General features: G+C 47.8%; 12 protein-coding genes and 1 pseudogene. 6 read left to right on the forward strand and 7 right to left on the reverse strand.

Annotated features, from left to right (window positions below; translation table 11 throughout):
• The first annotated feature begins 82 nt into the window (after window positions 1-82).
• The 3 genes from nadC (at window position 83) to GZ78_RS03895 (ending at window position 4,066) form a co-directional block, all read left to right on the forward strand.
• Window positions 83-949 carry a carboxylating nicotinate-nucleotide diphosphorylase gene (gene nadC / locus GZ78_RS03880; RefSeq protein WP_034834123.1) on the forward strand — a complete coding sequence of 289 codons (867 nt, stop codon included), beginning with the start codon at window positions 83-85 and terminating at the stop codon, window positions 947-949.
• 93 nt (window positions 950-1,042) lie between these two features.
• Entirely contained in the window at window positions 1,043-2,059 is a 1,017-nt protein-coding gene (gene galE / locus GZ78_RS03885) for a UDP-glucose 4-epimerase GalE (RefSeq protein ID WP_034832904.1), read from the forward strand.
• A gap of 324 nt (window positions 2,060-2,383) precedes the next feature.
• Entirely contained in the window at window positions 2,384-4,066 is a 1,683-nt protein-coding gene (locus GZ78_RS03895) for a helix-hairpin-helix domain-containing protein (RefSeq protein WP_034832907.1), read from the forward strand.
• A 54-nt stretch (window positions 4,067-4,120) separates the two neighbouring features.
• Here the strand turns inward: GZ78_RS03895 and GZ78_RS03900 are convergent, their stop codons facing one another.
• Both GZ78_RS03900 and GZ78_RS30775 read right to left on the reverse strand, forming a co-directional pair.
• Entirely contained in the window at window positions 4,121-5,755 is a 1,635-nt protein-coding gene (locus GZ78_RS03900; protein ID WP_034832908.1) for an IS1634 family transposase, read from the reverse strand.
• 154 nt (window positions 5,756-5,909) lie between these two features.
• Window positions 5,910-6,359: a pilin gene (locus GZ78_RS30775; protein WP_407919746.1), complete on the reverse strand. Its 450-nt coding sequence runs from the start codon at window positions 6,357-6,359 to the stop codon at window positions 5,910-5,912.
• Window positions 6,360-6,580: 221 nt separating this feature from the next.
• On the opposite strand from GZ78_RS30775, the gene GZ78_RS03910 reads away from it, so the two are divergent.
• Window positions 6,581-7,021 carry a hypothetical protein gene (locus tag GZ78_RS03910; RefSeq protein ID WP_034832910.1) on the forward strand — a complete coding sequence of 147 codons (441 nt, stop codon included), beginning with the start codon at window positions 6,581-6,583 and terminating at the stop codon, window positions 7,019-7,021.
• A gap of 554 nt (window positions 7,022-7,575) precedes the next feature.
• Here the strand turns inward: GZ78_RS03910 and vapC are convergent.
• Window positions 7,576-7,980 (reverse strand): type II toxin-antitoxin system VapC family toxin, encoded by a 405-nt coding sequence (vapC, locus tag GZ78_RS03920; RefSeq protein WP_034832913.1) that lies wholly within the window; start codon window positions 7,978-7,980, stop codon window positions 7,576-7,578.
• Entirely contained in the window at window positions 7,981-8,190 is a 210-nt protein-coding gene (locus GZ78_RS03925; protein ID WP_034832915.1) for a type II toxin-antitoxin system VapB family antitoxin, read from the reverse strand. It lies immediately after the preceding gene.
• Window positions 8,191-8,512: 322 nt separating this feature from the next.
• Between GZ78_RS03925 and GZ78_RS03930 the strand changes: the two are divergent.
• Window positions 8,513-8,785, forward strand: a pseudogene (locus GZ78_RS03930) (type II toxin-antitoxin system RelE/ParE family toxin); the annotation flags it as partial.
• A complete protein-coding gene (locus GZ78_RS03935) occupies window positions 8,772-9,065 on the forward strand; it encodes an addiction module antidote protein (protein ID WP_201772645.1) in 294 nt (97 codons plus the stop codon). The pseudogene GZ78_RS03930 and the gene GZ78_RS03935, both read left to right, overlap by 14 nt.
• A gap of 83 nt (window positions 9,066-9,148) precedes the next feature.
• Here GZ78_RS03935 and GZ78_RS30895 read toward each other — a convergent pair whose 3' ends face one another.
• From GZ78_RS30895 to GZ78_RS30175, 3 genes are all read right to left on the reverse strand, one after another.
• The gene (locus GZ78_RS30895) at window positions 9,149-9,373 is read right to left on the reverse strand and encodes a type II toxin-antitoxin system RelE/ParE family toxin (protein ID WP_201772679.1); all 225 of its coding nucleotides are present in this window, start codon (window positions 9,371-9,373) and stop codon (window positions 9,149-9,151) included.
• A gap of 56 nt (window positions 9,374-9,429) precedes the next feature.
• On the reverse strand, window positions 9,430-9,714 hold the full coding sequence (locus tag GZ78_RS03940) for a type II toxin-antitoxin system RelB/DinJ family antitoxin (RefSeq protein WP_034832921.1): 285 nt from the start codon (window positions 9,712-9,714) through the stop codon (window positions 9,430-9,432).
• 68 nt (window positions 9,715-9,782) lie between these two features.
• Window positions 9,783-9,986, reverse strand: a 204-nt coding sequence (locus GZ78_RS30175; RefSeq protein WP_236631470.1) for a hypothetical protein, incomplete at its 5' end; no start/stop codon positions are given.

Below are 9,986 nucleotides of genomic sequence, written 5' to 3' on the forward strand. Positions count from 1 at the left end.
ATTTAAACTGAACTGCCACGAGCGATAGAAATCGTCTTTCATCGCCCTGGTGATGAAAGATATCTCACGAAAAAGAGCCAACATGCAGCCCCAGGACAATCTCTCTTCTGATCTGACCGAAACCATCCAGACCAATGTACGCCACGCTCTGGAAGAAGATATCGGCTCAGGCGACATCACTGCCTCCCTGATCCCTGCAGACCAGATCGCCAAGGGCCGCATCCTCTGCCGGGAATCTGCTATTATTGCTGGTCGCCCCTGGTTTGACGAAGTCTTCAGACAGATTGATCCTTCTGTCACTCTGAACTGGCAAGTCAAAGAAGGTGAGCAGGTTAAAGCCGATCAGGTACTGGTTTATATGGAAGGTTCAGCCCGCAGTTTATTGACGGGCGAACGTGCTGCCATGAACTTTCTTCAGACTCTTTCTGGCACCGCTACTCGTTGTTATTACTATGTTAATCTGGTCAAAGAAACCGACGTTCGGTTGCTGGACACCCGTAAAACCCTGCCCGGTCTTCGTCTTGCCCAGAAGTATGCTGTCAAAACTGGTGGATGCCATAACCATCGAATCGGTCTTTATGATGCCTTCCTGATTAAGGAAAACCATATTGCCGCCTGCGGTGGTATTGAGCAGGCTGTAAACACTGCCCGCGAAATAGCTCCAGGCAAACCTGTGGAAATTGAGGTTGAGAATATGGAAGAGTTCCAACTGGCTCGCAGCGCGGGTGCCGACATCATCATGCTGGATAACTTCCCCTTGGAAACGCTTCGTGAAACCGTTGAGCTGAACAAAACCCTGCCTTCCCCTCAGCCAAAACTGGAAGCGTCCGGAGGCATCACTGACGAGCGCCTGCCTGTCATCGCCGCCACCGGAGTCGACTTTATTTCCATTGGTACTCTCACCAAAGATATACAATCCATTGACCTGTCCATGAGACTGGTTGATTAAACACAGTCCTGAACGAATACAGTCCTGAACGAATACAGTCCTGAACAAATACAGTCCTGAACGAGTAAAAAGCTGAAAAAGGAGCGACAGACTATGGGTAAAATTCTGGTCACTGGTGGCGCAGGCTATATCGGTAGTCACACCTGCCTGGAATTATTAAACGACGACTACGAAATAGTCGTTCTGGATAACCTCAGTAACAGCAGCGAAGAGTCGCTGCGCCGGGTTCAGGACATCACCGGAAAAACACTGGAGCTGGTTAAAGGCGATATTCGAGATCGTGCCCTGCTGGATTCATTGTTTCAACAGCACAACTTTGAGTCGGTGATTCACTTTGCTGGCCTGAAAGCGGTGGGTGAGTCCTGTGAAATTCCGCTCGACTACTACGACAACAATGTGTACGGCACGATTGTGCTGTGTCAGGCCATGCAAGCCGCCAATGTCAAAAGCATTGTATTCAGTTCTTCTGCCACGGTTTATGGCGACCCTGCCACTCTTCCCATTACGGAAGACTTTCCCCTGAGTGCTACCAACCCTTATGGCCGCTCAAAACTGATTGTGGAAGAAGTCCTGGAAGATCTCTATAAATCAGACAATGAGTGGAGCATAGCTCTGCTTCGTTATTTCAACCCAGCCGGTGCTCACTCCTCTGGTCGTATCGGCGAAAACCCCAACGACATCCCCAACAACCTCATGCCTTATGTGACTCAGGTTGCCATCGGTAAACTGGAAAAGCTAAGAGTGTTCGGTGACGACTACCCAACCGTGGATGGCACCGGTGTCCGTGACTACATCCATGTGGTTGACCTGTCTCTGGGTCATGTCAAAACCATTAAAAAACTTCGTACGACGAAAGGCGTACATACCTGGAACCTGGGCGTTGGCAAAGGGTACAGCGTACTGGAAATGGTCGCAGCTTTTGAACAGGCTTCAGGAAAAGACGTTCCCTATGAAATCACCCCTCGCCGCTCCGGCGATATAGCCGCCTGCTACGCCAATTCCGAAAAAGCCTTGAAAGAACTGGGCTGGAAAGCCGAACGCGGGTTGGAAGAAATGGTCACAGACGCCTGGCGCTGGCAGTCAGACAATCCGAATGGATACAGTCAATAAAAAAGATGGGGCGAAAGCCCCATTTTTCATTCTGATAAGTATCTGGTCCGTTGCTTGCGCATATTCCGGCGAGTGGATTTTTTCATCCTTCAAGGCGCAACGCCGGGCGCGTAGCCTTAGCTACGTAACCAGAGTTGGAACGCAGAAGGATGGAAAAAGCCGCCGTCCAGATATTCGAAAACAACTGGTCAGGTACTTATACCCTTTACCATTGATGATGTGAGCAGGCGGCAAACTCACATATTCAATGGCGATAGGTATAGATCAGTTTCTATCCTCTGCTGCCGATGAATAAAAGACTTCACCCTGCCTGGATAACTGATCATGAAACACCTTTTTACTTTCTTAATATTGCTTATACCCATGACAGCCTGGAGTGCTTGCCCAAGCTGGTCTTCTGAGCAGGCTGAAAAGCAAATCGTAGCATTACAAAAAGAAGTCAAACACCATGATGACCTCTACTTCAACAGGCACTCTCCTGTATTAACCGACAGCGAATACGATGCCCTCAACGCTCAACTGCAATCCCTGAAAAAATGTTTTCCCGAGCTGACCTTACCCGCCGTGGCAGAAGAAAATGCAGAGGGCGATATCGATCATCGAGCTTTCATGGGCAGCCTGAAAAAAGCCAGGAACAAAAAAGATATCGAACGTTTTCTCAAAGAAGCCGGTAAAGAAAGAATTCTTATACAACCCAAGATAGATGGCGTTGCTGCAGAACTGGTTTATCAGAATGGCAAGCTGGTCTCGGCCTCCACCCGAGGCACAGGTGATAAAGGGGAGAATATTCTGGACGCCGTAAAGCTGATGCCCATGATACCCAAGGAGCTGAAAACCGAATTCAACGACATCATCCTGCATGGAGAGCTGTTTGCCAGACTGGATGACGCTGTAAAAAACTCAGGCTATAGCAGTGCCCGCCACTATGTCTCTGGCCATATCAGCCGCAACGATCTTGACGTTCTCTCCCTGGGAAGCATCGAATTTTTTCCCTGGCGCTGGGTCAACAGCCCCTTTGAAAGTGACAATACCGTCATTAACCTTCTATACAGCTATGGTTTTGAATTACCCACAATGTATACCGATCTGGGTAAAAGTTTGAAAGACATTGAAAAGATACGTCAAACCTATTTAAACCGGAGTGATGTAGAGCCTTTCCTGATGGATGGCATTGTTCTGAAACTGGACAACCTGGAACTTCGCAAAAAAATGGGATGGAACAGCCATAACCCGGCCTGGGCCATTGCCTGGAAATTTCCTTCCGACAGCGCGGTCACAGAGGTTAAAAGTGTCGACTTCAGAGTAGGCAGGACAGGCCACATTACACCCGTACTTCAACTGGAGCCGGTTGAAATCAATGGTGAAACCATTCAGCAAGTATCACTGGGCAGCATCAAAAACCTGACTGAAAAGGATATTGCGATAGGCGATCAAATTTCGGTCCAATTAAAAGGAGCGGCTACACCGGTCTTTGGTAACGTTATCCTTAGACCAGAACATCGCACCAAGCCTTCTATTCCTGACCAAGCCCAGTACGACGCCTTTTCTTGTCTTAAAGCGACTCCCGGTTGTGAAGAACAACTGACATCCCGGCTTAAATGGCTGGGAATGAGGCTGGATATTCCTTTTTTACACAAAGATGTGATTCACACATTGATAGTAAAAAAAAACATTACACGCTTCCCTGACCTATTCACACTGACCTATCCCCACTTGAAAGAAGCTGGCTTGTCAGAAGATTCGGCCAAAGCCATGCTGGCAGCTCTGCAACAAGTTCACTCTCAGCCCTTTAAGAACCAGATAAGGGCTTTAAGCATTCCACAGGTAGGTGAAAGTCGTTCTAAAAAGATGGCAGCTCATTTCAAGAGCTGGGAAAGGCTTCTTAATGCCAGCCTTGAGGAAATCACTTCTGTAGCTTTGATGACTGGTGATCAAGCTCAAACAGTTAAGAACTACCTGGCTACGCCTGAAGTGGATAGCTCAATCCAGTTTTTCAAACACCCTTAACTCTACTGCTTAAACATCTTCCTGAGTCATACCCCCGACATTCACCACCCCGAATTAGGAATAAATTTCTTGGTACGTTGACCCCAAGACAAGGACTATTGTCGTCATACTCTCCGAGAGACCGATTACATGTTTCTCCGTCCCGTTGACCGTTAACACATGGACACCCGAAAAACAGAAGAAAACCCACCTGCCTGTAGGGTTCTGGGCTGGCTTTTTCTTCATGTCAGGAAACGTCCGACTTTGCCTTTTCAGCTCATGACGAATCCGGTGCTGGATAGCAGCATAGACCATCAGGCAAAGCGTCATCACCATTAATAAAGCCTCAATGCGTTCCGGCTTCTTCAGATACAAAGACGACACCAGAAAGTCCGGGCTTTTCAGAAAACGGAAGCCCCTTTCAACCTGTTGCTGAGATTTGTAAGTCCTGAGCAGTTCTGCGGTGGTCAGTCTGCCTGTATCAGTGTCGTTCGTAGCGAGAACAAAGCAACCCAGCGATGCCTCAGCATCCCGTCGGGTTTGCACAGTGACCGAGCAACACCCTGTCACGAAGTACTCCAGATGATCCGGCTCTGCCCCGTGAGCGGGACGACCTTTGGTCTTGTAACAGGGCTTTGAAATAATCTGTGGCTCAGCCTGACAGAGTTCAGATTGCTTTTGCCACTGCTTGAAGGCTTCAAGGGCGTCCTTCTCGCACCGGAACGCTTTTTTGCCCAGTTTTTCCAGTTTCTTGCACTCTGCCAGAGATTTTTTCTGCATACGTCTTGTCAGTGTCTTCTGTTCAGTTTTCCGGCTTTGCTTGTTGCGGAATAAAACCCAGCGTTGTTCTACGCCAGCATAATCAGACGACACCTTTATGGCTTCGTAATGCTCAAAACCTTCCACAGCCTTCATAGTGCGTGTTGGCGCACTCTGCACCAGCTCTTTGGCGGCGGCGATATTGAGGGGAACACGGGAAATGAACCACTGCCCTTGTTGATCCAGTTTTTGAAGTGTTTCTGCTACATACAACGCAGCATCAGCAACGAAGTAACGGGCTTCCAGTGCGGCCTTGAAACTCTTCAGGTGCTGGGATACGACCCACTGAAAACTCGTCTTGTCGGTCACATTGCCGCTGGCAGCGGCCATAAACATGGGAATGCCCGCTTTGTTTTCGGTCATCAGAAGCAAAATGGCCTGGTTCAGGTCTGGCCGATGGTCACGGCTGTAGCCTTTGCAAATCCTGATGCAATTAAGGTCTTCGTCGCTCTCCTCGCTGTCGCTATTATAACGACCATCGACGTGTAGGCTTGTACCGTCAAGGTTTAACGCCTCGCATGGCAGCTTGAGGTGCTTTGCTACCTTGATAGCCAGCTCGAAATAGACTTTACTGACATCCAGGTTGAACATCTCATCCAGTGCTCTTCCGAGCACTTTGTCGTTTAAGTGCTCAGGTTCGACTCCCTCCCTGATCAGCTTGTCGAGGGGTTTGTTGTCGAAAAACTGCGGAAACATATGGAGAGATTGCCCAACGAACCCCAAGCCATTGAGAATCATGGCGAGAATGCACTCACCATGAGAAACCTTCCACTCGTCGGACTGCTTTGGGGCACGCTGGTCAATGTGTTCGACGATCCCAAGCTCTTTGCACATTCCTGCGACTAAGCCGAGGTGATCCATGACCTGAGTGCGGTACTGAACAGGAGGCATAAGACGGTTTCCTGATATTTGCTTATCTGATAAATAGCAGACTTCAGGAAAATGTCAGGTTAGGTGGTGAATGTCGGATACCCATTTATTCACTTAATCATCAGGCATAAAAAAGGCCGGATTTGCATCCAGCCCTTCAGAACAGCCCTATAACTTATCGAGCAGCACAAGCTGTAGTTACAGCAGCAGCAATATCATTATTGTTGCAAACAGTATCGGTCATACATAAACCTTCCGTCACCGCACCGCAGGTCAACGTCCAAGTCGATCCATCTGCGTTTGGAGTGTAGATCACTGTATCAGTGCCAAAAACGCCTCCAGGAGTAACTGTAAGAACACCAATTGCACCAACAGCAACCGGTGCCCTGTTTGCAGGAACACCATTATTACCTGCTGTACAGTTAGCAATGACATTACTTTGGGCACAGATACTAATAGCCGTTTTATACGCGTTGGTTTCACTCATTGCCGCTGCAACAGTCGCGTTACGGGTATAGTTCTGGTACTGGGGAATCGCCACTGCTGCCAGAATACCAATGATCGCCACTACGATCATCAGTTCGATCAGCGTGAAACCCAGCATCCTGGACATCCATGTTTTCATCTCGTCATCCTCGGTCATTGAATAGCTGCCCTCCGCCAGTACACCGGGCCCCGAGCAGCCAACCAAAAACAGTCAGCCACTCCATAGTCTCTAGCAGGATGTTTCGGCGCTCATAACCAGAGCTTTAGGCTTATCTTTTCTTCTATAAACTTCAGATTTCTGGTGATTTTCAGGCTAGCTCCGATAACCCATAGACAGGCTTATCTAATAAGGCAGCTCCCATGAAAAACCGTACCCTTGTCGATAATAAAAAGCTCTCGCTTGCCGCTCGGGCCACCACTATTGTGCTGGTACTAACATCAACGGTGATAACAGGAGCGGTAAGCCTGCAATATATTTATCAAGGTGAAGTGGATCGTTATTTTGAAACAGGGCAAGGTTCAGAACTGATGCTGATTATTCAGTCAGGCCATCACACACTGAAAACCACAGGCTCTGGCAAAGACAACTTCAGACCACTATTAGGCAGTGAACTGGGAGACTATCAGGATCATACCTTTGTTGGCTGGCACGCAGATTTCAATCAGATGTCCTGGGGAGGCGGTTTTCCTTTTTTCATGCTTTATGAAGTCAGCTATCAAAAAGGCAGTACTCAGGAATTCTTTTCCTATGAAGGTCTATTAAACCCACAGCTGGTCGCCAGAGAAGTGCATATTAATTAGCCAGGTGAAAGGCTGAAAGGCTGGAAGGCTGGAAGGCTGGAAGACTGGAAGACTGGAAGACTGGAAGACTGGAAGACTGGAAGACTGGAAGACTGGAAGACTGGAAGACTGGAAGACTGGAAGACTGGAAGACTGGAAGACTGGAAGACTGGAAGACTGGAAGGGATTGTGATTGAGGTGTGGGAGTTGTCAAGAGGACGTATGTATTCCAACGCCGGAGAGGGTTTCGCAAAACCCTGGGATTTTCTCCGCCGTCATTCCCGCGCAGGCGGGAATCCATTGAAAACCGTGGATCCCCGCCTTCGCGGGGAAGACGAATATGGGCTTTCAGGACCTTTTGTAACAGCCTCCGGAGCGTGGAAACGAGTCAATTTCCCTATACCTTTTTCAAACTTGCGGAACACAGATTCAACTTTGTCTGGGCCTGCAAAAGGTCTTTATACCCATTGGATTTCAAGATGCTGTGAGCGAAGCCCTGTGAGCCTACAAGTAGTAGATGATCAGGGTGAGCGAACGCTGGCAATAACGTAGCATCTTGAAAGGCGATGGGTATATTAATGAGCATTAAACGAACAAGTTATCAGATCACTATGTTCTGCAATGGCCCTGAAATCTCGATCACAGTGCAAAATAGGTAAAGTATTCTGAATAGCAGTCACCGCTATCAGACAATCAAGGCTTTTTCTAATGGTTACACCCCGCTTTCTCAGACTCCGATAGAGCATGGCTGATTCGCGATAGTACTCTTCAGCAATGGGGTAACGGGTAAGGCAAAGCAACATTTGCTCTGTTTTTTTACACTGTTTATCGTTACGAATACCCTGCAGCACCTCCATGATAATGATCGGGGAAGTACATGCGTCACCACAGGATAAGAGCTCTTCCAGGCAGGCAGTCTGTGGCGTACTGTTGCCGTTAAAGAAGTCAATCCAGACACTGGTATCAACAAGCGTATCCATTCAGCGAGTTTCCCTCATTTCACTCAAGTCTCCATCCCAGCTGATCTTACCTTTCAGTGCCAGTAATTCTTTCTGTCGCGCCCGGCGCACCAGCTCCTGCAAGGCATAATGCACTAAGTCCTTACGGGTTTTCTGACCGGTTAGAGCCAGAGCTTCCTCCATCAACTCCTGATCAATAACGATATTGGTTCTTACACTGGAACCAGACATATATACACCTTTTTTTAAAATTTATGTGTATTACATCATATGCACAGATATTAACCTTCGCAAGGTATTGGTAAAAGGCTGGAAGGCTGGAAGGCTGGAAGGCTGGAAGGCTGGAAGGCTGGAAGGCTGGAAGGCTGGAAGGCTGGAAGGCTGGAAGGCTGGAAGAGATTGTGATTGAGGTGTGGGGGTTGTCAAGAGGCTGTATGTATTCCAACGCCAATACGTGACTGCCTTTAAATCATAGGAAAGAAGGGCTATTACCTTAATGTAGTTTTTAAACTACATTAAATCCTATGTTCACAATTAAGCAGAAAGCACCTACCAAAAGTGGATTACCAAGCTTAAGGACAGAAAAGCAAAAGGCCTGATCGTTGAACGTGTTTTTCGTTTGGCAAACGGTCTGGTCGGAGATTCCAAACAGGTGGGAGAGGGTGTAAAAGAACTAAGAATCCACTATGAGCCTGGTTATCGAGTGTACTTCAAACAGCAGGGGAACGAGATTATTCTCCTGCTATGCGGAGGCAACAAGAGCAGCCAGAACCAAGACATAGACACCGCCAAACAGTTAGCAAAGGAAATGAATGATGACAGCTAATCTACTGCCTTATGATCCCGCAGAGTATCTTGATAGCCCTGAGGCTATCGAAGCTTTCCTTGCCGAAGCCTTCACGACTGAAGATCCATCCTACATAGCCAAGGCCATTGGTGTAGCGGCAAGAGCTGAAGGTATGGCAAAGGTGGCTAAAAAAGCAGGGTTATCCAGAGAACAACTCTATCGCTCGTTCAGTGAAAAGGGGAACCCGACTCTGAAGACCATCATCTCGGTTATGCAAGCATTAGGTCTACACCTTAAACTCACCTCTGGCAGAACGTAAAGCTAGAACGTATGTGATTGAGGTGTGGGGTTGTCAAGGGTATGTATGCATTACCAATGCCGGAACATGGGAACGAGTCATAATCAGCCCTTTGGGAATTTTTGCTTTTGATGCAGAACACGCATAACGTGGATATTTGAACCATCCACATGGTAAGAGACCATCATTGACACCTCAGGAATGATCAATAATCTCCCACGAATACCATGACGCTGAACACCCATGTTTGGATGCTCTGGCAAATGTTCAACCTTAGCTTCGATGATCTCATCCGTTTTTTCAGCAGCAACAAGGGTGAACTCATAAATGAATTAAAAGATTTTTTCTCAATTATTATTTAAAGATTAAACTTTCCGACAAATCATTAAATACTGCCTCGCTTACGAATTTTCTCCCTGCGCTTTTTCATCTCATCTTTGGCAGTATCATGGTCAATAAAATCTGAATGATCAGCATCAAGCTTCTCAAAGGCTGAATTTACCTGCTGGGTTAGCCAGGCATCTTGAGATAAAACTTTCCGCTGTTGTTTGGCCAGCTGTACAGTAAATTCCCGGCAGGCATCGCTGATGGTTCGTCCTTGGCTTTCAGCCATTTTTTGAGCCAAACGTTTTGTCTCTTCATCAACCCGGAATTGAATTCTCGTTTCCATAGTAAACTCCCATAACGGTTGTCACATATAGGTTAGTTAAGAGGAGGGATAGCCAACAAGTATTCGTCTCAAGAGGCTGGAAGGCTGGAACGCTGGAACGCTGGAACGCTGGAAGGCTGGAAGGCTGGAAGGCTGGAAGGCTGGAAGGCTGGAAGGCTGGAAGGCTGGAACGCTGGAACGCTGGAACGCTGGAACGCTGGAACGCTGGAACGCTGGAACGCTGGAACGCTGGAACGCTGGAACGCTGGAACGCTGGAACGCTGGAACGCTGG

Origin of the sequence: Endozoicomonas numazuensis (assembly GCF_000722635.1) — a bacterium.
Classification (GTDB): Bacteria; Pseudomonadota; Gammaproteobacteria; order Pseudomonadales; family Endozoicomonadaceae; genus Endozoicomonas_A; species Endozoicomonas_A numazuensis.

Coding starts and splice junctions, on each gene's coding strand:
- GZ78_RS03925 (WP_034832915.1), bottom strand. CDS start 8,190: ATGTCTGGTTCCAGTGTAAGAACCAATATCGTTATTGATCAGGAGTTG.
- GZ78_RS03910 (WP_034832910.1), top strand. CDS start 6,581: ATGAAAAACCGTACCCTTGTCGATAATAAAAAGCTCTCGCTTGCCGCT.
- galE (WP_034832904.1), top strand. CDS start 1,043: ATGGGTAAAATTCTGGTCACTGGTGGCGCAGGCTATATCGGTAGTCAC.
- nadC (WP_034834123.1), top strand. CDS start 83: ATGCAGCCCCAGGACAATCTCTCTTCTGATCTGACCGAAACCATCCAG.
- GZ78_RS03900 (WP_034832908.1), bottom strand. CDS start 5,755: ATGCCTCCTGTTCAGTACCGCACTCAGGTCATGGATCACCTCGGCTTA.
- GZ78_RS30775 (WP_407919746.1), bottom strand. CDS start 6,359: ATGAAAACATGGATGTCCAGGATGCTGGGTTTCACGCTGATCGAACTG.
- GZ78_RS03935 (WP_201772645.1), top strand. CDS start 8,772: ATGATGACAGCTAATCTACTGCCTTATGATCCCGCAGAGTATCTTGAT.
- GZ78_RS03895 (WP_034832907.1), top strand. CDS start 2,384: ATGAAACACCTTTTTACTTTCTTAATATTGCTTATACCCATGACAGCC.
- GZ78_RS03940 (WP_034832921.1), bottom strand. CDS start 9,714: ATGGAAACGAGAATTCAATTCCGGGTTGATGAAGAGACAAAACGTTTG.
- vapC (WP_034832913.1), bottom strand. CDS start 7,980: ATGGATACGCTTGTTGATACCAGTGTCTGGATTGACTTCTTTAACGGC.